Origin of the sequence: Bacillus pumilus, from assembly GCF_009937765.1 — a bacterium.
Classification (GTDB): Bacteria; Bacillota; Bacilli; order Bacillales; family Bacillaceae; genus Bacillus; species Bacillus pumilus_O.
Map to the genome: position 1 here is coordinate 568,415 of NZ_CP047089.1, position 21,440 is coordinate 589,854.

The 21,440-nt window shown below is 39.8% G+C and carries 28 protein-coding genes; 14 read left to right on the plus strand and 14 right to left on the minus strand.

What is annotated here, in order from left to right; all coding sequences use genetic code 11:
- Positions 1 to 32 precede the first annotated feature (32 nt).
- The 3 genes from GPS65_RS02805 to GPS65_RS02815 form a co-directional block, all read right to left on the minus strand.
- A complete protein-coding gene (locus GPS65_RS02805; protein ID WP_161985335.1) occupies positions 33 to 599 on the minus strand; it encodes a hypothetical protein in 567 nt (188 codons plus the stop codon).
- 118 nt (positions 600 to 717) lie between these two features.
- Positions 718 to 921, minus strand: a complete 204-nt coding sequence (locus GPS65_RS02810) for a helix-turn-helix domain-containing protein (RefSeq protein ID WP_144456343.1) — start codon at positions 919 to 921, stop codon at positions 718 to 720.
- Between the two features lie 42 nt (positions 922 to 963).
- Positions 964 to 1,161, minus strand: coding sequence for a helix-turn-helix transcriptional regulator (locus GPS65_RS02815; RefSeq protein ID WP_144456345.1), 198 nt, complete (start codon positions 1,159 to 1,161; stop codon positions 964 to 966).
- A 133-nt stretch (positions 1,162 to 1,294) separates the two neighbouring features.
- Between GPS65_RS02815 and GPS65_RS02820 the strand changes: the two genes are divergently transcribed.
- From GPS65_RS02820 to GPS65_RS02845, 6 genes are all read left to right on the plus strand, one after another.
- On the plus strand, positions 1,295 to 1,657 hold the full coding sequence (locus GPS65_RS02820; protein WP_144456347.1) for a helix-turn-helix domain-containing protein: 363 nt from the start codon (positions 1,295 to 1,297) through the stop codon (positions 1,655 to 1,657).
- A gap of 29 nt (positions 1,658 to 1,686) precedes the next feature.
- The gene (locus GPS65_RS02825; protein ID WP_161985336.1) at positions 1,687 to 2,316 is read left to right on the plus strand and encodes a hypothetical protein; all 630 of its coding nucleotides are present in this window, start codon (positions 1,687 to 1,689) and stop codon (positions 2,314 to 2,316) included.
- A gap of 98 nt (positions 2,317 to 2,414) precedes the next feature.
- Complete coding sequence (locus GPS65_RS02830) at positions 2,415 to 2,918, plus strand: ImmA/IrrE family metallo-endopeptidase (RefSeq protein WP_144456351.1); 504 nt, start codon at positions 2,415 to 2,417, stop codon at positions 2,916 to 2,918.
- 57 nt (positions 2,919 to 2,975) lie between these two features.
- On the plus strand, positions 2,976 to 3,278 hold the full coding sequence (locus GPS65_RS02835) for a helix-turn-helix domain-containing protein (RefSeq protein ID WP_238389131.1): 303 nt from the start codon (positions 2,976 to 2,978) through the stop codon (positions 3,276 to 3,278).
- Positions 3,279 to 3,359: 81 nt separating this feature from the next.
- Complete coding sequence (locus tag GPS65_RS02840) at positions 3,360 to 4,553, plus strand: tyrosine-type recombinase/integrase (protein ID WP_144456353.1); 1,194 nt, start codon at positions 3,360 to 3,362, stop codon at positions 4,551 to 4,553.
- 170 nt (positions 4,554 to 4,723) lie between these two features.
- Positions 4,724 to 4,915 carry a hypothetical protein gene (locus GPS65_RS02845; RefSeq protein ID WP_238389132.1) on the plus strand — a complete coding sequence of 64 codons (192 nt, stop codon included), beginning with the start codon at positions 4,724 to 4,726 and terminating at the stop codon, positions 4,913 to 4,915.
- On the opposite strand, the gene GPS65_RS02850 is transcribed toward GPS65_RS02845, so the two are convergent.
- The 5 genes from GPS65_RS02850 to GPS65_RS02870 all read right to left on the minus strand — a co-directional run bounded on the left by GPS65_RS02850 (position 4,912) and on the right by GPS65_RS02870 (position 9,617).
- Complete coding sequence (locus tag GPS65_RS02850; RefSeq protein ID WP_012011078.1) at positions 4,912 to 5,313, minus strand: YugN-like family protein; 402 nt, start codon at positions 5,311 to 5,313, stop codon at positions 4,912 to 4,914. The two genes, GPS65_RS02845 and GPS65_RS02850, sit on opposite strands and share 4 nt — an antisense overlap.
- A gap of 32 nt (positions 5,314 to 5,345) precedes the next feature.
- Positions 5,346 to 5,564 (minus strand): spore germination protein, encoded by a 219-nt coding sequence (locus GPS65_RS02855; protein ID WP_012011079.1) that lies wholly within the window; start codon positions 5,562 to 5,564, stop codon positions 5,346 to 5,348.
- Positions 5,565 to 5,676: 112 nt separating this feature from the next.
- On the minus strand, positions 5,677 to 7,032 hold the full coding sequence (locus GPS65_RS02860; RefSeq protein WP_012011080.1) for a glucose-6-phosphate isomerase: 1,356 nt from the start codon (positions 7,030 to 7,032) through the stop codon (positions 5,677 to 5,679).
- 127 nt (positions 7,033 to 7,159) lie between these two features.
- The gene (locus GPS65_RS02865) at positions 7,160 to 8,332 is read right to left on the minus strand and encodes an iron-containing alcohol dehydrogenase (protein ID WP_119125299.1); all 1,173 of its coding nucleotides are present in this window, start codon (positions 8,330 to 8,332) and stop codon (positions 7,160 to 7,162) included.
- 121 nt (positions 8,333 to 8,453) lie between these two features.
- The gene (locus GPS65_RS02870; protein WP_012011082.1) at positions 8,454 to 9,617 is read right to left on the minus strand and encodes an iron-containing alcohol dehydrogenase; all 1,164 of its coding nucleotides are present in this window, start codon (positions 9,615 to 9,617) and stop codon (positions 8,454 to 8,456) included.
- Between the two features lie 144 nt (positions 9,618 to 9,761).
- Here GPS65_RS02870 and GPS65_RS02875 point away from each other — a divergent pair, with 144 nt between their 5' ends.
- On the plus strand, positions 9,762 to 9,998 hold the full coding sequence (locus GPS65_RS02875) for a DUF378 domain-containing protein (RefSeq protein WP_003212952.1): 237 nt from the start codon (positions 9,762 to 9,764) through the stop codon (positions 9,996 to 9,998).
- Positions 9,999 to 10,066: 68 nt separating this feature from the next.
- Here GPS65_RS02875 and yugI read toward each other — a convergent pair whose 3' ends face one another.
- The 3 genes from yugI to GPS65_RS02890 all read right to left on the minus strand — a co-directional run bounded on the left by yugI (position 10,067) and on the right by GPS65_RS02890 (position 12,352).
- A complete protein-coding gene (yugI, locus tag GPS65_RS02880; protein WP_007500519.1) occupies positions 10,067 to 10,459 on the minus strand; it encodes a S1 domain-containing post-transcriptional regulator GSP13 in 393 nt (130 codons plus the stop codon).
- Between the two features lie 198 nt (positions 10,460 to 10,657).
- On the minus strand, positions 10,658 to 11,851 hold the full coding sequence (locus tag GPS65_RS02885) for an aminotransferase (RefSeq protein WP_012011083.1): 1,194 nt from the start codon (positions 11,849 to 11,851) through the stop codon (positions 10,658 to 10,660).
- Entirely contained in the window at positions 11,852 to 12,352 is a 501-nt protein-coding gene (locus GPS65_RS02890) for an Lrp/AsnC family transcriptional regulator (RefSeq protein WP_003213765.1), read from the minus strand.
- Positions 12,353 to 12,528: 176 nt separating this feature from the next.
- Between GPS65_RS02890 and GPS65_RS02895 the strand changes: the two genes are divergently transcribed.
- Positions 12,529 to 13,353, plus strand: a complete 825-nt coding sequence (locus GPS65_RS02895) for an alpha/beta fold hydrolase (protein ID WP_088000888.1) — start codon at positions 12,529 to 12,531, stop codon at positions 13,351 to 13,353.
- Here the strand turns inward: GPS65_RS02895 and GPS65_RS02900 are convergent.
- Positions 13,350 to 13,610 carry a YugE family protein gene (locus tag GPS65_RS02900; protein WP_012011085.1) on the minus strand — a complete coding sequence of 87 codons (261 nt, stop codon included), beginning with the start codon at positions 13,608 to 13,610 and terminating at the stop codon, positions 13,350 to 13,352. The two genes, GPS65_RS02895 and GPS65_RS02900, sit on opposite strands and share 4 nt — an antisense overlap.
- 83 nt (positions 13,611 to 13,693) lie before the next feature.
- Between GPS65_RS02900 and GPS65_RS02905 the strand changes: the two genes are divergently transcribed.
- Positions 13,694 to 14,869: a MalY/PatB family protein gene (locus tag GPS65_RS02905; protein ID WP_012011086.1), complete on the plus strand. Its 1,176-nt coding sequence runs from the start codon at positions 13,694 to 13,696 to the stop codon at positions 14,867 to 14,869.
- A 133-nt stretch (positions 14,870 to 15,002) separates the two neighbouring features.
- A complete protein-coding gene (locus GPS65_RS02910; protein ID WP_012011087.1) occupies positions 15,003 to 16,295 on the plus strand; it encodes an ATP-binding protein in 1,293 nt (430 codons plus the stop codon).
- Here GPS65_RS02910 and GPS65_RS02915 read toward each other — a convergent pair whose 3' ends face one another.
- Positions 16,296 to 16,475 (minus strand): hypothetical protein, encoded by a 180-nt coding sequence (locus tag GPS65_RS02915; RefSeq protein ID WP_003213469.1) that lies wholly within the window; start codon positions 16,473 to 16,475, stop codon positions 16,296 to 16,298.
- 91 nt (positions 16,476 to 16,566) lie between these two features.
- On the opposite strand from GPS65_RS02915, the gene kapB reads away from it, so the two are divergent.
- Positions 16,567 to 16,959 (plus strand): kinase-associated lipoprotein KapB, encoded by a 393-nt coding sequence (kapB, locus tag GPS65_RS02920; RefSeq protein ID WP_012011088.1) that lies wholly within the window; start codon positions 16,567 to 16,569, stop codon positions 16,957 to 16,959.
- On the opposite strand, the gene kapD is transcribed toward kapB, so the two are convergent.
- Positions 16,956 to 17,573, minus strand: a complete 618-nt coding sequence (kapD, locus tag GPS65_RS02925) for a 3'-5' exonuclease KapD (protein WP_041816319.1) — start codon at positions 17,571 to 17,573, stop codon at positions 16,956 to 16,958. The genes kapB and kapD overlap by 4 nt on opposite strands.
- A 218-nt stretch (positions 17,574 to 17,791) precedes the next feature.
- Here kapD and GPS65_RS02930 point away from each other — a divergent pair, with 218 nt between their 5' ends.
- The 3 genes from GPS65_RS02930 to GPS65_RS02940 all read left to right on the plus strand — a co-directional run bounded on the left by GPS65_RS02930 (position 17,792) and on the right by GPS65_RS02940 (position 21,409).
- Positions 17,792 to 18,970: an MFS transporter gene (locus tag GPS65_RS02930; protein WP_222434072.1), complete on the plus strand. Its 1,179-nt coding sequence runs from the start codon at positions 17,792 to 17,794 to the stop codon at positions 18,968 to 18,970.
- Between the two features lie 108 nt (positions 18,971 to 19,078).
- Positions 19,079 to 20,980: a transglycosylase domain-containing protein gene (locus GPS65_RS02935; RefSeq protein ID WP_012011091.1), complete on the plus strand. Its 1,902-nt coding sequence runs from the start codon at positions 19,079 to 19,081 to the stop codon at positions 20,978 to 20,980.
- Positions 20,981 to 20,998: 18 nt separating this feature from the next.
- Complete coding sequence (locus tag GPS65_RS02940; protein ID WP_119125300.1) at positions 20,999 to 21,409, plus strand: thiol-disulfide oxidoreductase DCC family protein; 411 nt, start codon at positions 20,999 to 21,001, stop codon at positions 21,407 to 21,409.
- Positions 21,410 to 21,440 lie beyond the last annotated feature (31 nt).

The following is a 21,440-nucleotide window of genomic DNA, read 5'->3' on the forward strand; positions in this document are numbered from 1 at the left end:
ACCTCCCCACCCCCTTTCACTCTTTAAAGAGATTAGGCTTCTCTTTCAACTTTCTTTTTCGTGAAGAAAACAGCATTCGGTTTTGACCCATATTTTTGCCGGAAAGCTTCACGTCCCTTTTTCCGCACTTCTCCCGGAGACATCACTGGTGTGGTTGCTGCGGTATATGGGTCCCAACCACTAATACTCACTCGTTGTTGCAAGTTGCTGTAACTAATACCATTTGATTCAGCTAACTTGACAAGATCTTCCGAGAATTTACGACGCTTGGTTCTTGGAGAAAAATCACTCAATCTCTTCGCCTGTTCGTGTGGATCTATCTTTGGTGTATTTGCTGCCTTATCGCTATCCCATCCTAACCTCAGCCTTCCAGTAAAGATGGATCTCGAAACGCCATTTTTCTCAGCAATCTTACCCCATTTACTCCATTCCACTCTGCCTCTTTCTCTGTCTTGAAACTGAACCCGCTCGGTTAATGCTCGCTGTTTACTCCAACCTTGCCGGCGTATTCGCCAAATGAGTGTTTTCTTACATATTCCGTTTGCCTCTGCTTCTGCAAATTCTTTCGGTGTAATGTAAAAATCATATGGGTTATACATTTTTGTTTCTCCTTTCAGGAGTAATTATGAATATCTTTATAGCTTCAATGTTCCTATCTAGAACATGTTCCAATTTGGAACAGGCAATAAATAGAAGATGCTGTAAGCTATGAAGTGATTATGCTTCTTCTGCTTCCTGTGGTTGAACACTTTCATTGATTTGCTTGTTGATCCACTCATTCAGGGAATCAATCCGAAAGTAAATTTTCTTTCCTACTCGAAAGTGAGGGAGACGTTTTTTTCTACACATGATATAAACCGTTTCCTTATGAATTCCTAAGAACTTAGCTGCTTCAGATGGTGTTAAAACTGTTCTTTGCATTCTGTCTACCTCCTAATTAAAAATAGACGATTCGTGAAGTTATTAATCAAAAAAAATTTCTTGTACTGTTTTGTTATAAAAGGCAGCAATCTTGATTTTTATTTCATCTCTTGGAGTCCTGTTTCCTGATTCATACATAGCCAAAGCACTCTCACTAATGCCGATAGCAGTAGCTATAATTGCTCTAGGCCTCTTATTTCTGAGGAGTAACAATTTTTCGCCAATGAGCTTTTTATTCAACTTGAATACCTCCTTTACATATCGTGTTGTTGTACCTTTATATTAAAATGCACGAAACGTAAAGTCGAGACATTTCGTGAAGTTTTTGCAAAAAAGTCACGAAACGTGATATTATTTCTTTTAGGTGATGAATATGAAATTTGGAGATCGTTTGCGTATTTTAAGGAAGAACAAAAAACTCTCCCAAGAAAAATTGGGTAGTGTTTTTGGTCTTGCCGAAAGTACCATTAGTATGTATGAACGAAACAACAGAGAGCCAGATTATGCTACTCTGGTAAAATTCGCTGAATTTTTTAATGTTTCTATTGATTACTTATTAACAGGTAAATATTATAGCCATAAAGCTGAACAATTACTTAAAAGTGGACAAGCTACCACAGCTGCTAGTGATGGTGATACAGATATAGAAAAGAGAATCGAAAGAATTGAAAGAGCACTAAGACTTCAGGAAGGTCGAAAACCAGGAGATACACAAAAAAACTTCGACGGTGATTAATGCAGGGCTCTTTAATTAATATTTGATACATGTATTTCAATAAAAGGAAAAGAATTATCTTTATCTTACTTAATGTTTTATTAGCAATTGTTTTAACAGCTTGTAATTCACAAGGTTCTAATGTAGACGAAAAGAGAGAAAAACAGGAGTCTAGGGATTCAGCACCAAAGAAAGAAAAGAAAAAAGAAGCGGATGGAACAAGAACAGCTCCTATGCCTCTTAAAGAACCATTATATTTTAATGATTATATAAACACTCCAGATAACGAATACACCGCTGAATTAAAAATGAATATTGAAGAGGTTATCCGAGGAGATAAAGCATATGAAAAGTTATATAAAAGAAATAGTACAGTTTCAAAACCTAAAAAAGGATTTGAATGGGCACTTGTGAAAGCCAAAGTGAAGATGACAGATTCTGAAACAGATGATGAACCTCTATTATTCAGTCCAGTTCTTAACTTTGACTTTTTTAGTAGTGATGGTTCTCCTTATTCAGAGGAAATTGGTACTGTTGTGCCAAAAGAATTTAAAGGGGAAGTATATAATGGAGGTTCACTTGAGGGTTATATTGTGAATCAAGTAAAAAAAGACGATGAATTTTTAATAGCTTATAAAAGTATTTCTACAACAGGAAAACTTTTTTTTAAAACTCAATAATTCGCCCATTTTTTGGGCTTTTCTTTTCAGCTCAAAACAGAACATACGTTTCCAACAAACGCAGTTGAGTTGTAATTCTTTGAAAGGAGACAAGTGTTTTGAAGTACATAAATAGTCATTTAGAAGATTGGATTGAGTCATTCCTTATCAATATAGGTATTACTGAACCTGCACAAATGGATCGATATAGGATTGCTAATAGTCTTGATATTTGGATTTATTATGTTAACGACAAAAGTCATTATGTAGAGATTAATAAATTATATAGTATCTTTCTAAATAAGAACTTAACAAAAGAAGAACAATGGCAAGATTTTGCTCATGAACTCTGCCATATTGTTAGGCTATCTAGTACATATACAAATTTTCATTTAACCAAAACATTATGGAACATGTTTCAGGAGAAACAAGCAAATTATTTTGCATATCATTTTTGTATGCCAACTTTTATGTTAAGACGAATAGACATATCCTCTGATCCTAAGAGTGCTATTTTTCAACTTTCTAGAATATTTAAGGTAACTCCAGAATTCGCAAAACATCGTTTAAATCTTTACTACCAAAAAAAATTCTCACAGATGAAAAATGTAGTAAATGGCTAGTAATGAGAAGAAGTGATTCCGATTATATACATATATTAAGGTGGTGAGACGTTCTTTATGATGTCATTTGGTGACAGATTGAGAATGGCCCGAATAAAAAAACAATATACCCAAAGTGATATGGCGAATTTTTTAGATATTACATCTCAAGGTTATGGAAAATATGAAATTGGGAAATCCGAACCTGATATAGCTACTCTGATTAAACTCAGCACTTTATTAGATGTATCTATAGATTATCTTGCCAAAGGTGCTGAAGCAGACTATATTAATGATCTTTTAAAAGACCCAGTGACATTATTGACTAGCCAAGCAGGCAATATAACGAGAGAAGAAGCAAAAAAATTCTCAATTGGGTGATAGATAAGATTTGAAATGAACTTAGTGAAAATTGCCTTTGAATGTAAATTCGAGAGAAATTAAGTAAGGAGCTTGTAGACTATGCCTAGTATTGAGAAAAGAGGAGAAAAATCATTCCGTCTTGTTTTAGAAGTAGGAACAAAAGGAAATAGAAAAAAAGAATACAAACTAATAAAAATTGAAGACCCTAAAATACTAAAGTCAAAAAGAAAGCTAAACACATACCTAGAAGGAGAATGGTATAAATTCAAAAGGGAGTATGAAGAAGGTGCTTATATAAACTCTGGAAAAAGAACCTTTAAATTGTTTCTCACTGATTGGTTTGAAAAGTATGGAGTTAAATCATTAGATGAGGTAACTCTTGAAACTTACAACTCTATAATTAACACAGGAATTCTTGAATATTTTGGGGAAATGGAGATTGAGAAGGTTCAACCAATTCATATTCTTAATTTTTTGGATGATTACACTAAACAAAATCCAGATGCTTCAAGTTCTAGCATCCATGCTCGTTATAAGATTTTACGAGATATTTTTGGCAAGGCAGCTGATTGGCGGCTGATTAATGAAAATCCTGTAGCAAATGTAAAGCCACCAAAAATAACATATAAAGAGTATGACATCTACACTGAAGAAGAGATCACAGACCTTTTTAAACTTTTGGATGAAAAAGCATCGTTATTCCACCGAGTAGCTATCAAATTTGCTTTTACTGGTGGCTTTAGACGCGGTGAACTACTTGCAATTGATGAAAGTGACCTCTCATTCGAAACGAATAAAGTACGAATTGATGAGAGCCTACAATATACTAAAAAGTATGGACACCGCTTTAAAGAGCCTAAATCTAAATCATATAGAACTATCTCAATACCAGAAGAAGTGATGAAAGAAGCAGCGATCTTATTAAGAGAAGTAAAGAAGAACAGATTGAAGTTAGGTGAGCTGTGGGAAGGTTGCCCTGAAGATAAAAATAAGCTTTTACTGTTTGGTGGTGACCGTGGCAAACCACTTCATCCTACTTCTTTAAATACATGGTGGAGTCGATTTGTAAAAAGGCACGATATTAAGAAAATTCGGTTTCATGATATGCGTCATACTCATGCTACTATGTTAATAAACCAAGTCGGAAAAATACCTGGGTTTAATATTAAATCTGTCTCAAAGCGCTTAGGTCATACAAATGTTAAAACAACTCTTGAAACGTATACACATTCGGATGAAGGAGCAGACGATCTGGTGGCGGATGCTATAACAAACTTATTACAAATTCGATAATTCGTCCCCAATTCGTCCCCACGCAACAAAACTGGACTTTAAATTAAAGCCTTATCATCATCAATAAACCTTGTCATATCAACATATAAAGGAAATATTCCAAGCAAGATTAAACTAGTGACCATCTCCTTTTAAAGGAACAGTTCAAAGCGTTACAGAAAAAACGTCATATGACCTTGCATAAACAGGTCACCATCATACCAGTTCCAGCTTCATTGACCGGTGAAACATTCTTAACAGCGCTCCATCACTTTTTAGAGCATCATGTGATCGTTGTCGGTATACAAAAAAAAGAAGGACCCATGTTGAATCCTCCCTTTGATTATGAGCTTCATCCTGAGGATGAACTGATCAGCCTTTAAAGCAGTGCGTCTTCTAATTCCTTGACGAGTGAAAAGCCAATTTCAGTATAAGCTTTTGATACATCTCCATCTTTCTCTTTTGGTTCTTGGAATTGGTTAAAGGATGCGCCAACATTTCCAACCATCGCATGATCATCTAACTTATCTTGATAGACATGCTTTAAGAGAAATGGATCTCCCAGTTTCACCACAACGCCTGGCTGATCGAGCTGGCCTTTTTCAGCTGTAAAAGGAACTCTGAGAAAAGTATAGCCATCACGATTATCAATTTTATAATCAAAGTATCCATGATCGTAATCCCAGTTACCATTAATCACATAACCGAGCGGCTTCATCGTCTCTTCTAAATGGTAAAGTGAGAAGCTTTCACCAGGCAGCCTGGATGGTACATGAATCATACGAAACCCTCCTTTTTGTCTAATAGGTTTCGTTAAAGAGAGGAATTCATACATCTACCTTTTGTGATTTGTACATTGTTTGAAAAAGTAGCATCCAATAAGCTTTGATTGGATGATTGATTTGTCTCATTCGCACTGCCGGAACCTGCTGTTTCCTTCGTAGCACTCATAGGACAAATGCGTCCGACATTGCCAAAGTTGACGATTGCCTGGCCAGAAATATCGTGAATATAAATATGATTCGTTCTCATGTTTCACCCTCCTCTACTCATTATTCTATGTACAGAACATGAGGAGGCTTGCACAGGAACCGTGAGAAAATAAAAAAGGCACACCTTTTAACAAGGTGTGCCTCAATTATTCTTACGATTGTTTCAGACGGCTTTCAAGCTCGGCTTTTTTCTCTTCGAAGCCTGGTTTTCCTAATAAAGCAAACATATTCACTTTATAAGCTTCTACGCCAGGTTGGTCAAATGGATTGACGCCTAGTAGATATCCAGACATCGCGCATGCTTTCTCAAAGAAGTAAACGAGATATCCGAAAGTATAAGCATCCATCTCAGGAATTGTGACGATCAGATTCGGTACTTTTCCATCTGTATGAGCAAGCATCGTTCCTTCAAATGCTTTTTTATTAACGAAATCAACCGTTTTTCCTGCTAGATAGTTCAAGCCATCAAGGTCTTGTTCTTCTGCTTCAATGACAAGTTCATGACGAGGCTTGTCTACATTCACGATTGTTTCAAACAAGTCTCTTCTTCCTTCTTGGACATATTGACCAAGTGAATGAAGATCTGTTGAGAAGTTCGCAGAGGAAGGATAAATTCCTTTTTCATCTTTCCCTTCACTTTCACCGAATAATTGTTTCCACCATTCAGCAAAGTATTGTAGCCCAGGCTCATAGTTAATCAGCATTTCAATCGTTCTGCCTTTATTGTAAAGGACATTACGAACAACAGCATATTGGTATGCCGCATTTTCAGAAAGCTCAGATGAAGCGAAGTCTTCGCTTGCTTTTGCCGCACCCTCCATCATCTGATCAATGTCAGCACCGCTCACAGCGATTGGTAATAGACCTACTGCTGTTAAGACTGAATAGCGTCCACCTACATCATCAGGGATGATAAATGATTCGTAGCCTTCTTCTGTTGCTAATGTTTTCAATGCACCGCGTGCTTTGTCAGTTGTTGCATAAATACGTTTTTTCGCTTCTTCAGCACCGTATTTTTCAATAAGGAGCTTTTTAAAGATACGGAACGCAATCGCTGGCTCTGTTGTTGTACCAGATTTTGAAATGACGTTAATAGAGAAATCTGCATCTTCTAATAGATCCATCACATCTGTTAAATAAGAAGAACTGATGTTGTTTCCAATAAAGATGATTTGCGGAGTCTTGCGTTTGCCTTTTGGCAGCGTGTTATAGAAAGAGTGGTTCAAAAATTCAATCGCCGCACGTGCGCCGAGATATGAACCGCCGATTCCGACAACAAGCAAGACATCAGAGTCTGATTTAATTTTATCTGCACTTTTTTTAATGCGGGCAAATTCTTCGCGATCATATTGCTTCGGTAAGTCCACCCAGCCTAAATAATCACTGCCTGTACCCGTTTGTTCATGAATATTATGATGGGCCACCTTCACAAAATCTTTTAAATATGTAAGCTCATGCTCTTGAAAGAAAGGTAACGCTTTTGAGTAGTCAAATTGAATATGTGTCATCGCTTGTAAGCCCTCCATTACGTTAGTTCTGTCCCTTTCACTTTAGCGGAACTAGCTATTGAAATCAAGTGATCGTCACTCCCATAGCAAAAAGCCGTTTCTCTATAGAGAGAAACGGCACAAAGGATTATAAAGAAGCTTTCAAAATAGAAAGAATGTCATCACGGCCAAGTTTCATAAAGTTACCAAAACCACCGTATTCCATTTCTTTCGCCGCAATGTCGGCAATTTTGTCCAGCTGATCTTCCCCAATGTCATAATCCGCTAGACGACTTGGTGCACCGAGGCTTGTCCAGAAGGCTGACAGCTTGTCGATTCCTTCTAATGCGATATCACGATCAGATTTTCCTTCTGTCTCGATGTCAAACATGTTCAGCATAAGATTTTTAAAGCGTTCCACATTGTGATCGAGTGTATGACGCATCCAGTTTGGGAAGAGAATCGCAAGACCGCCTGCATGCGGAATGTCATAGACAGCCGATACTGCATGCTCAATCGTATGGGAAGCCCAGTCGCCAAAGTAACCCATTTGCAGCGTACCATTTAAAGCAATCGTTCCTGCGTAAAGGATCGTTTCACGGTGCTCATAGTTTTGTAAGTCTTCCAGTAGTTTTGGTGCTGTCTCAATGACTGTTTGAAGAACAGCAAAACACATCCGATCCTGTAAAGGCGTGTTTTTGACCTTATGGAAGTATTGCTCGAAAACGTGGCTCATCATATCGACCATGCCGTACACCGTCTGGTTTTCTGGCACTGAATACGTGTGCTCAGGGTCTAAAATTGAAAAAGCAGGATGAGTGACGGAACTGCCCCACACATATTTTTCATTTGTTTCCCAGTTTGTGATGACAGAGTCTGGATTCATTTCTGAACCAGTTGCAGCAAGTGTCAGCACTGTGCCAAACGGCAATGCCTTTTGAGCGGTTGTTTTCTTTGAGATAATGTCCCACACATCTCCATCGTATTCTGCACCGGCTGCAATCGCTTTTGTACAGTCAATCACACTGCCGCCGCCAACAGCTAATAAGAAATCAATATTTTCATTTTGGCAGATGTCGATTCCTTTTTTCACCGTAGTGAGGCGCGGATTTGGTTCAACTCCTGACAGTTCAAATACTTCAGCTTCTGCTTCATTTAATGCGCGAATCACATTATCATATAGACCATTTTTCTTAATGCTGCCGCCACCATATACAAGTAACACTCGTTTTCCATAACGAGCGAGTTCGCTTTTCAGTCGTTCTAGTTGTCCTTTTCCAAACATTAATTTCGTTGGATTATAGTAAATAAAATTTTCCATCTGTTGATACATCTCCTTACAGCGTATATATCCAAAAAACATGAAAGACTACTTTAACATATGTACACGTCGAACTCAAAAAAGATAACTGCTCGAAAGCAATTATCTTTTCATTGTTTAATTATAAAGAAGCATTCAAAATAGCTAGAACATCTTCTTTGTTTAGCTTTTTAAATTGACCAAATTCACCGCGTGCCATTGCACGATCTGCGATTAAATCAATTTTCTCATCGTTGATATCATAGTCCGCTAAACGGTTCGGTGCGCCAAGACTTGTCCAGAAAGCCGACAATTTGTCGATTCCTTCTAAGCCCACTTCTTCGTCTGTTTTGCCCGCAGGGTCCACATCGAATACGCGTACCGCTAATTGTTTAAAGCGGCCTGGGTTTTCCTGAATGACATGCTTCATCCAGTTCGGGAACAAGATCGCAAGTCCGCCTGCATGAGGAATATCATAAACAGCAGATACCGCATGCTCGATGTTGTGAGATGCCCAGTCACCACGTGCTCCCATTGACAGCATACCATTGAGCGCAATGGTTCCAGTGAATAAGATCGTTTCACGTAGCTCATAGTTCTCTAGATCGCCAATCAGCTTCGGTGCTGTTTCGATGACTGTACGAAGAAGCCCTTCACACATACGGTCTTGGTAAGGTGTATTTTCTGTGTGATGGAAATATTGTTCGAACACGTGAGACATCATATCAACCATGCCATAAATCGTATGGTTTTTTGGCACTGTGAAAGTGTTCACTGGATCAAGAATTGAGAATTTAGGGAAAACTGCTGGACTTCCCCAGCCATATTTCTCATTTGTTTCCCAGTTTGTGATCACTGACCCAGAGTTCATTTCAGAACCTGTTGCAGCAAGTGTTAACACCGTACCGAACGGAATGGCTTCCATTGGGACATGTTTACGCGTCACGATATCCCAAGCATCTCCATCGTACTTCGCTCCGGCTGCGATTGCTTTCGTAGCATCAATGACACTTCCGCCGCCAACTGCCAAAATAAAGTCAACGTTGTTCTCCTTGCAAAGCTCAACCCCTTTTCTTACCGTTGTTAAGCGCGGGTTTGGCTCAACACCAGCAAGTTCAGTGATTGTAGCTCCTGATTCTTTTAGAATGCTGACAACTTGGTCATAAAGGCCGTTTCGTTTAATACTGCCTCCACCATATACAAGTAATACGTTTTTTCCGTAGTGTTTAAGTTCATCTGAAAGGGCTGAAACTTCTCCCTTTCCAAACATTAATTTCGTTGGGTTCCAATAAGTAAATCGATCCATTTGATCTCCTCCTCGCGCTACATTATGCGCCTCAATCATTCCAAAAGTAAAGTAATTTGCTTTAATCCATTTTCTTACGCATAGTTTGGCTAAAAATCTGCAAAATATAAATGTATTGATGCTGTAGCGAAAGGAGGAATCACGATGAGTGCTATTCAGCGTATTGCCCTCGTGCTCACGATTATCGGTGCTATTAACTGGGGACTAATCGGCTTTTTTCAATTTGACTTAGTAGCAGCGATCTTTGGCGGACAAGGCTCTGCATTATCACGTATTATTTATGGTCTTGTTGGAATTGCAGGTCTTGTTAACCTTGGTCTGTTGTTCAAGCCAAGCGAAGAAGCTGTTCGCCGCGACGAGCCGAATCCAGAGGTTCGCTAAACAAAAAGACATAAAAAAAGGCCGCCTATACGAGGCAGCCTAAGGCACCGTTTGAAGCGGTGCTTTTTTTATTTCTTGATCAGATCTTTACGGTTAGATTGCTCAATCCACTCTTCAAGTTTATCTTTAAGTGTATTGAAACCTTGTGGTGCAGCAGCTTCTTCTTTCACTTGCTGTGGTCTTTGTTTCTTTGGCTTGCTTTCTTTTCTTTCTGGTGCATCTTGTGTCGCACGGATAGAAAGGCTGATTTTACCTGCATTTTCATCAACAGAAAGAACTTTTACTTGTACTTCGTCACCAATTGAAAGGTGCTCGTTGATGTCTTTTACAAAGCCATGTGTTACTTCAGAAATATGCACAAGTCCTTGAGTTTCTTCATCTAATGCAACAAACGCACCATACGCTTGTAATCCTGTTACTTTACCAGTGTAAACACTGCCTACTTCAAACTTTGTCGCCATGATAACAACTCCTAAATAAATGTTTTAATATTCGTTTATACGCAATTAAAAACTATATCACAGAACGGTCTTTTACGCAAAATATTTTTTAATTGGGTTTAGATCCGTTCAAAAGGGGGAATACCTGAAAACAAGAATGCTTTCTAGTATTCCCCCCTAATTTGAGAGGCATGAGTCCAAATGGATTGATGCCTTTTTTTATTTAATAATGACAGGTGCTTCTGCTTTCACTTGTCGTTCTTGCAAAAAGCGCTGAATTCTTGAAAGGGATTCCTGAAGATGGTCAAGAGACGAAGCATAAGAACAACGAATATGACCTTCACCACTCGGTCCGAAGACATTACCAGGGACAACGGCTACTTTTTCACTTAGGAGCAGCTCCTCAGCAAATTGTTCTGACGTCATGCCCGTGCTTTTAATGGACGGGAAAGCGTAAAATGCGCCGTTTGGCTGGTGACATGCGAGCCCCAGTTCATTCAAAGAGCCGACAAACAAATTCCGACGTCTTCTGTAGCTTTTCTTCATTTTTTCTACATCTTCTAGCCCATTTTTTAACGCTTCTTCTGCTGCATATTGTGCCATAGCAGGCGCGCACATCATAGAATATTGGTGTATTTTCAGCATGGCATCGCGTAGTACAGGTGGTGCTGCCACATATCCTAAGCGCCAGCCTGTCATAGCAAACCCTTTTGAAAAGCCTGAAATCAGGATCGTTCTTTCTTTCATATCTTGAATGGCCGCAACGCTTGTAAAAGCTTCATCGTATGTCAGCTCTGCGTAAATCTCATCTGTGATAACGAGAAGGTCATGCTCTTTTGCAAATTGAGCAATATCTTCAAGCTCTTCCTTTGAATAAACAGAGCCAGTTGGATTTGATGGTGAACAAAGCAGGATTGCTTTTGTCTTCGGCGTCAACTTCGTGCGAAGATCCGCAGAGTCTGCTTTGAAATCTTTTTCAGCCGAGGTACTTAAATAGACAGGAACTCCGCCTGCAAGTGTCGTAAGGGCCCCATATGCTACGAAACAAGGCTCTGGAATGATCACTTCATCGCCGCTGTTTAAAATCGCACGAAATGCCAAATCAAGTGCCTGACTTCCGCCAACTGTGATAATCAGTTCTTCTTCAGGACTGTAATCAATGTGAAACCGCTTATATAAATAGTCGCTCAATTCTTTTCGCAAAGATAACAAGCCTGCGTTCGCCGTATAAGAGGTAAGTCCTTGTTCTAATGACATAATACTGGCTTCTCTGACATTCCAAGCTGTCACGAAATCTGGCTCGCCGACACCAAGGGAAATAACCCCTTCCATTGTGGCTGCCAAATCAAAGAATTTCCGAATACCTGACGGCTGAATGCTTTGTACCGTTTCAGATAAATAAGACTTTTTCATTTAAGGTGACACCACGATTCTTTTGTCATCGTCTCCTGTTTCAAACACTTTCCCATCATGTTTATATCTTTTCAAAATAAAGTGGGTAGTTGTTGAAACAACGGAATCAAGTGTCGATAATTTTTCAGACACAAAGCGGGCAATATCAGACATAGATCTTCCGCGGATCACAACAGATAGATCATAAACGCCTGACATGAGATAGACAGACTCCACTTCCTGAAAGCGATAAATACGTTCAGCAATTTCATCAAATCCGACGCCTCTTTTGGGTGTCACTTTGACATCAATCATTGCTGTGACGCCTTCGTGACCATCTACTTTACGCCAATCAATCATGGTTGAATAATCAATAATGACTTTTTGATCTTCAAGTTTTTGAATAATCGCTTCTGCTTCTTCTGTTGTCACGCCTGCCATTTTTGCAATGGTATTTAAATCGGCACGGCTGTTTTCATCTAAAATCTCTAATATTTCAGTTTCTTTTTCTGTTAGTTTCATTTGATTTCACACCTCAGATTGTAAAAAGCTAGTTTTAAAAAATCTTCTGAACATTATAGCACGTTTTTCCCATTATGCTAAGCAGGGAAAAGATGCTAACCATAGCTTAAAATCCACTTTTTAGGGTACAATACAGTCACCTAACAGAGAGAGTATCAAGTATCGGAGTGATGAGTGTGGACATTGTTCAGCCAGCTTATATGAAAAGTAAATTCGGTTTAGACATCTATTACGAGCACTATCCAAATCAGGGGAAGAAAACATTGATCTTAATTCATGGTCTTTTCTCTTCTACCTTCAGCTATCGAAAGCTCATCCCGCTTTTGAAACAAGACTTCAATTTAATCGCAATCGATCTGCCGCCATTTGGACAGTCCGAGAAGTCGAATACGTTTATTTACAGCTATCGCAACATGGCAAAGATCATTATCGAGCTAGCTGGTCACTTACAGATTCAGCATGCAATCCTTGTGGGTCATTCGATGGGCGGCCAAATTGCTTTATACGCCGCATCTGAACGGCCAGACCTATTTGAAAAGGCAGTCCTTTTATGCAGCTCAGGATATTTAAATAAATCAAAGAGATCACTTGTTTACAGCACATATATTCCTTATTTTTATCTCTATCTAAAAAGAAAGCTCTTGAAGCAAGGCATCATGAAAAATTTGACGGCTGTTGTGCATGATCATTCCATTATTGATCAAGAGATGGTGGACGGATATTTAAAGCCTTTTTCTGATGATCAAATTTTCCGAGGGATTTTCCGTTTGATTCGGCATCGCGAAGGGGATTTGACCTCTGATGTCCTCAAGAAAATGGAGACACCTGTGCTACTCATTTGGGGTGAGGAAGATCGAATTGTTCCGATCCAAATAGGAGAAAGGCTGCACAAGGACCTGCCAAACTCGACCTTACATGCATTAAAAAAAACCGGGCACCTCGTTCCTGAGGAAAATCCGGTCTTTGTGTCTGATCAAATTGGACATTTCAGTCTGTCTTAGCGTGTGCAGGAGCTGCTGTCTCGTATGACGAAAAGCTGATTCGCTATATGTTGACAGCTCTCGAGTGGCAGGAGCTGCTCAAATGAGTGATGATAAATGGCTTGAATGTCTTTTGCTAAAGATAAAGGGTCTTCTGCGTCGTATAATGCACTGATGACGTCAGCAGGCTCCGTTTCATAAAAGTCCTCCCCATATTGAAAAGGGTCCCATGCCTTAATAAGTTGAATCATCTCTTCTACAGCTTGACTATCTTTCATCGGTATCACCGCTTATAATAAATTTTGTGATGTTTATTTTAGCACAACCAACAATGGTTGAAAAACGGCTAGAGGTGGGTTTCATGAATTTCGACGAACAGATCATACGTAAAGGTTCAAAATCAGTGAAATGGGATCAAGCAGAGTCTTTATTCCTTACAACAGATGCGCTGCCAATGTGGGTAGCAGATATGGATTTTAAAGCGCCGCAGGTCGTCCTTGATGCATTAAAAAAGCGATTGGATCACGGTGTATTTGGCTATGCTTTTCAAGATCAGGATACGCAGCAGGCAGTAGCTGAATGGCTCAAAAGAAGGCACGGATGGTCGATCCAGACAGAAGCCGTCACCTTCACACCTGGGATTGTCACTGCACTTAGTTTTGCAGTCCAAGCCTATACAGAACCAAGTGACGAAGTCGTCATACAGTCCCCTGTGTATACACCTTTTTATCAAATGATTGAACGAAATGAACGAACAGTCTCAACCAATCCTTTAAAAATAGAAAACAACCGCTATGTGATGGATTTTGATGATTTAGAGAAAAAATTAAGCAGACCAGAAGCGAAGCTCATGTTCCTCTGTCATCCGCATAATCCGTCCGGAAGAGCATGGTCTAAAGAAGAATTAAAGCGAGTAGGAAACCTCTGTATCAAGCACGGTGTTACAGTCGTTTCAGATGAGATTCATTCTGATTTAATGCTATACGGAAAGCCGCATGTGCCATTTGCTAGTCTTTCTGATGACATAGCACATATCACAGTGACATGCATTGCACCAAGTAAAACATTTAATTTAGCTGGCCTCCAAGCATCAGCCATTATTATTTCCGATGAAGAAAAAAGAACCCTTTTTAACAATGAAATGCAAAGAAACGGACTGGCTAAACTGAATGCATTTGCGATTCCTGCGATGGAAGCAGCATACCGCCATGGGGATGAGTGGCTGGATGCACTTGTTCTTTATCTCGAAAACAATATGAAAATGGCAATGGACTATATTGACGAACATCTTCCAAACATGCGTTATATGAAACCAGATGCTTCTTATTTATTATGGATGGACATTCGGGATTATCAATTCAGTCAAGCGGAATTGAAACGCAATTTGCTCAAAAAGGGCAAAGTGATCCTAGAGCTTGGTCACGTGTATGGACTCGAGGGAGATGGCTTTATTCGGATGAATCTCGGCTGCCCTGCTTCAACAGTCAAAGAAGGATTGAAACGCCTTCATCAAGCGTTTACGCCATCATCTGAATAAGACTTATATGATCGAAAGAACATCCTCACGGGTGTTCTTTTTAAAGAAAAAAACCCTCCTTTTATCATATCTACTTTGTACATGAAATGATATAATGAGAGGAATTACAATTATTTACGAGGAGAGCATTTAAATGGAAATGTTCAAGGATTTTCTGCTCCATGTATCTTTTATTCTATTTCCAATTTTTTTATATCATGCACTATGGCTAAGCCGGACCCCTGCTCATTTCCCAAAAACGAATAAACTGCTCGTCACAGTATTCGCATCCATCTCTTCAGCACTATGTATTATGTATCCAGTTGGTTCGATTTTAGACTTGCAGACTGGCCTTCAATCTATCCCTCTTGTACTTGCCATTTTATACGGAGGTTACACAGCTGGGATCGTTGCTATCTTGATAAGTTCCATGGTCAAATTCGTGATGTATGGCTCTTTTTTATGGGTTGGACTCATTGTCGTACCAATTTACTTTTTCATCCCATTTCTGTTTTACCGGAAATGGCGTCAATATTCGAAGCTGAAAAAGCTGATGTATGGAGTGCTTATCGGTTTATCCAAAGGATTCTTTATTTACATTGGACTATTTGCGGTCAGCTTAATGGAATACAGCCCGGCCTTTATCATGCAGCAGAAGTTACTTGAGTTGTTTTTCTCAACTCTTTACTACATATTCTTTCTCGTGCTAAGTATCTATTCCATTGAATTCGTCAAAGAAAATGCGCAAATGAGAACACAGCTCGTCCAATCAGAAAAGCTGACCATTGTAAGTGAACTCGCTGCAAGCGTTGCCCATGAAGTACGCAATCCACTGACAGTGGTGAGAGGCTTTATTCAATTGCTCTTTTCTAGTGAAAATACAAAAGAGCCGGCTGCCAATAAAGATTATAAAAATCTCGTTTTGTCAGAGTTAGACAGAGCGCAGGATATTATTACGAGTTATCTTGACATTGCGAAACAAAATTATTATCAAATTGAATCTCTCAACCTATCTAAATTACTCGAGGAATGTGCATCACTGATGACATCCTATGCGAATTTCAAATCGGTCACGATTCATCAATCCATTGAACCAGACTTATACATTCAAGGTGATGAAACGAAGATCAAACAAGTCATGATTAATTTAATCAAAAATGCGATTGAAGCAGCCCCAGAACACGAAGGGAAAATTGAACTTTTTGCTTCAAAAGAAAATCATAAAATATGCATTTATTTTGTGGATAACGGTGTAGGAATGACAGAAAGCCAAATGAAAAAGCTTGGCGAACCCTATTACACCTTAAAAAATAAAGGGACAGGACTTGGACTGACCGTGACATTTTCTATCATTGAAAATCATCATGGGACCATTCGTTTCAAAAGCTCGCTGCAGTCTGGTACAACCGTTACCGTGAAGTTTCCTGAAGATACAAGAAGAAAATGATCAATCCATTTTTTTTGTCTTTTTTTCATCTATTCGCTCCTGCTTCTTAGACGCACGAACGATCAGACGAAAGCAAATAAATGCAGCCATAAAGAAAATCACCGTGGTGATTGCCGCTGGGATGTACTCCCTTTTATCTTCAGGAAAATACAGTAGAAAGAGTGCGATGAACGACAGCATTCGCCATTCCCCCCTTTTGCTCGTTTACTTCACTATATTGGCTAAAAGAAATGAAATACCTTCCTGCGAGAAGGAAATGGAGGAATTTCACATGACAGACATTCAAATTGGACAAGTTGTGAAAGGATTTTATAAAACAGGTGTTTACGTTGGGGAAGTGACAGCAGTAAAACCATCGGCCTATCTCGTTCAAGTGAAAGCCGTTCTGACACATCCCACTCAAGGCGACCTGCATCACCCAAAAGAAGCAGACGTGCCTTTTTTCCAAGAAAGACGGGCTTTGGCCTATCGTGAACAGACGAATATCCCTCATCATATGGTGAAGCCTTATGATGGCGATATACCAGATTATCAAGTATCACTAAAAGAAGCTGTAGAAAAATTAAAACAAGCGCTTCATGCAGATGATTCAAAATGGGCAGAAAAATCAAGGGCATGCCTATCTTCTCTCGAAAAAGATTATTTTCCAGAAGACGCCCGCTAATCAGCCGAATCAAAAAAGTGAGAGAAATCGATCAGCTCACCAATTTTGGTTGTTTGCGGATTTTCCACATAGGATCTGTCTTTTTCAAAAAGGGTGAACAGCTGATAAGTCGTCATGGCATCATCAAGTGCTTTATGATGCTTACCAGCTCCTTCGCTGCCGTATTCCTTTGCCGCCTTGCGAAGCCCCGTCAGTGTGCGATCACCAAAAAAGGTCTTATATTCAAAGGCAAGGTCCCTCAGCTTGCCCTTAAATGGAAAGCCAATATGATTGAGCATACAGTTTTGCTTCAGCACTTTCATGTCCATATTGCCCCATGTAATAATCTCACAGTCCTCTCCCCCATCAAGCGACACAAGCTTCTCGATAAACGCCTCAAAGGAAATTCCGCTCTCTACATCCTGCTGCGTAATACCGAGAAACGATTTACATCGCTTCGTCAGCTTCGGGAACTTTTTTGGTTTGACGTAGCTAGAGAACGTGTCTATGATCGTTTCACTTGCCGCTTTCACTACTCCAGCTTCAATAATTTCAGGAAAAAAATTTTGCGGATGATACTTTCCATCAGGCATCGTAAATTCAAAATCGACCACAAGCACCGTCTTCTGTTCCACCATTCTCACCTCACTTTTTCGTCAGTTTTTCATTCTCATACCATTATATTAAGACGGACCTTGAAATCACTTCATTTTCTTGAAAATAATGCAGATTCACTATGCCCAACCTATCCATCAGATGAAAGATTGGTTATTTTCCTTTATAATTATTAAGGAACACGAAATATTTAAAGAAGGTGGTCTCTATCACAAACAGGAAGAAAAACTTGTACATCATGTGGTTTGTGAACTTTTTTGTATCTGCCAGCATTACAATGATCGTCCCTTTTTTATCACTTTACATAGAATCTCTTGATAGCAGTTATTCAAATGAATTTGTCCAGAGATGGAGCGGTTATGTCTTTGGCGTCACGTTTTTAACGGCCTTTCTAATTTCTCCGATTTGGGGACGAATTGGAGACCGGCATGGCTATAAAAAGATTTTGCTTATTAACGGGATTGGAATAGCGACAAGTATTCTATTAATGGGGCTTGTGCAAACTGTTTATCAACTATTCGCCCTGAGGCTCTTTATGGGGCTTGTCACAGGCTTTATCTCGACTTCAATGGCACTCATCTCTGCACAGACGAAAAAGGCAACTGCGGGTAAAACCCTTGGTACGATGCAGATGAGTAATGTTGCCGGAGGATTGTTTGGCCCATTAATGGGCGGATTCATGGCAGACAGCGTCGGATTTATTTATACGTTTTTCCTCACAGCGGCTGTCATTTATGCGTCAGCCATTGTGATTATTTTCGGAGTGAAAGAACAGCCCATCCGTTCAAAAGAAGCGAAGCGCGTTTCTTATTCACGGAAGGAAGTACTCGTTCATATTTTCAAACAGCCTTTGCTAGTCGTTACGATGCTCTTAACGTTTATTACACAAGTAGGGAACTTTAGCATTCAGCCTCTTTTGGCTTTATACATTCATGATTTACACGGCCCTGTTAATCTCGCATTTTATGCGGGTCTTGCGTTCTCTGCAACTGGACTTGGCAATTTGCTCTTTACACGAAAGTGGGGAGATCTCGGAGATCGAATTGGTCATGACAAGGTGCTGCTCGCCCTTCTGATCCTCTCCTCTATTTTATTCATCCCGCAAGCAATGGCGGATTCCTATGCGATGTTAGTCCTTTTCCGTTTTCTATACGGGATGGCACTCGGCGGGATTATCCCATGTACAACGGCGTATATTCGGATCAAAGCGCCTGCCTCTATGCAAGGGGAAGTGCTCGGATACAATGTTAGCTTCCGTTTTCTTGGGAATGTTGTCGGTCCGGTGATTGGTGGCATTGTCGCGAGTCATTACGGAATTCCAGCTGTCTTTTATGTCACCGCCGGAATTTTTCTGTTTGGAGCATTATTTTTATGGGCGGTTCGCTCACAGTCGAAGGCAAAAGAAAGGAGTGTCTGAACCAACTTCAGATACTCTTTTTTCTTGTGTAGAAGCCTTATTCACTAGACTTCAAGCCCATTCTTTTCTAAAAATAACCTTCTCGTATTCGCAAAAGAATGGTACGATATGGCTAGAAAATTGAAGAAAGTGAGTGACCTCATGTTTCGTGCAATAATTGGTTGGTTATTACTTGCTGCCCTCATTCCATTGTTTGCTCTGACTTTTTATCTATCAAAGGAAGAAGCTGCAAGTGTGAAGCCTGTGAACGAAGTGCTTGATCAAAAAATCAAGCTGGAAAAGATAGATTTTTCCCAAAACAGTTATATGTATGATCGGGATGGTTCTCTCATCTCCGAGATCGTATCAAACGATGAGAACCGCGTATTCGTCACGTATGATAAAATCCCTGATCATGTGAAGGAGCTGTTCCTCCGCTCAGAGGATCGGAACTTTTATGACCATAAAGGCATTGACTTTATGGGGGTTGTGCGTGCCCTTGCTTCAAATGTGAAAAACCATGGCATCAGTCAAGGCGCAAGTACGATCACACAGCAATTATCTCGTAATTTATATTTAAGCCATGAACGTTCGTTCACCCGAAAGTTTACAGAGCTGCTCTATTCCTACGAATTAGAGCGGAAATTCTCGAAAGATGAAATACTCGAAAGCTATTTAAATACGATTTATTTCAGTAATGGTGTTTACGGTGTCGGTTCTGCGGCTAATTACTATTTTGATAAGCCGCTTAGTTCTTTAACGCTTGCACAGATGGCATTTATCTCTGCGATTCCAAACAACCCAACACTGTATGATCCATTGAAGCAATTCAAACACACAAAGAAGCGCCAAGAACGACTACTTGGTATTTTAGAGAAAGACGGTGTGATCACCAAAAAGCAATACAAAAAAGCCGTCAAACAAAAAATCAGCCTGTCCGTAAGTGAAAAGAAAAACCTTTACCCTGACTATGTGACATATGCCAATGAGGAATTTACCGATCTTGTGTCAGATCAGGAAGGCTTTACAAAACGCTTGAAGAAAGCGAAAACAGATGGTGCAAAAAAAGCCATTCAAAAAGAATTATCTGAAAAGGTTAGTGCCCTGCTTCAAGATGGTGTCAAAATTTATACGGCACTTGATCCTTCCTTACAGCAACGAGCCGTCTATCAGCTTAATGCGCAATTACCTTACCAAGGTGTAGAAGGCGGATCAGCGGTCATTAATCATGAAACGCATCAAATAGTCGCACTTGCTGGCGGAAAGAACTATAAAAAATTTGATTTCAACTACGCCTATCAAGCACAAAGACAGCCTGGTTCTGCGATTAAGCCGCTTTTAGACTATGGTCCTTATATCGACCAAACCGGTGCAACAGCTTCAAGCAAAATCAGTGCCGGCAAGTTTTGCAGCAGCGGATACTGTCCGCAGAACTATAGTCACAAAACATACGGAACCGTCACACTTGAAACAGCCTTTAAGAACTCTTACAATACTCCTGCGATCCGAATGCTGGATACAGTTGGTGTCAAAAAAGGCTTTAGCTACTTAGAGAAATTCTCATTCGAACATATCGTCGCGGATGATTATCGCCTTCCTTCTGCACTTGGTGGATTTACGAAGGGCTTCTCGCCGCTAGAAATAACAGACGCATATACCGTCTTTGGTAATCAAGGAGCTTACACGCAAAGTCATTCAATCACAAAGGTAACAGACTTAAATGGTAAGACCCTTTACAAGTGGAAAGAATCACCGAAGCAAGTGTATTCTCAGCGGACAAATGAGACTATGCGTAAATTGCTTGCCTCTGTTGTAAAAAGCGGGACAGGGAAAAAAGCGAATTTCAGTGCCCCTTACATCGGTGGTAAAACAGGGACATCCAATGACTACAAAGACATTTGGTTTGTCGGACTGACAGATCAATATACAATGGGTGTATGGGTTGGAAGAGATAGAGGAACGGTTGAATCTATTTACAGCTCAAGTCCGCACTTACGTATTTGGAAAAATACGATGCAATACGCCAGATAAACAGGAGGTTTGATTGCCATGCATTCAACACATCCACCCCATTTAATTTTATTTGATGGTGTCTGCAACGTGTGCAGCGGCGCTGTTCAGTTTGTGATTAAACGTGATCCAAATGAGCGAATGATGTTTGCTTCATTACAATCAGAGACAGGACAGCGCATTTTAAAAGAAAACGGTTTGCCTCTAGATGAATTCAATTCATTTATTTATATTGAAAATGGCACCCTTTATACGAAGTCGACAGGCATCTTAAAAGCCATGCGGCAGTTAAAAGGGATCTACAGATGGAGTTATGTATTCCTTGCCATTCCGCGCCCTATCCGTGATTGGTTTTATGAGCAGATAGCGAAAAATCGCTACAAATGGTTCGGTCAAAAAACATCTTGTATGATGCCAACACCCGATATACAAAAACGGTTTCTATCATAAAAAAAGCATCCTCCGATCGTGGAGGATGCTT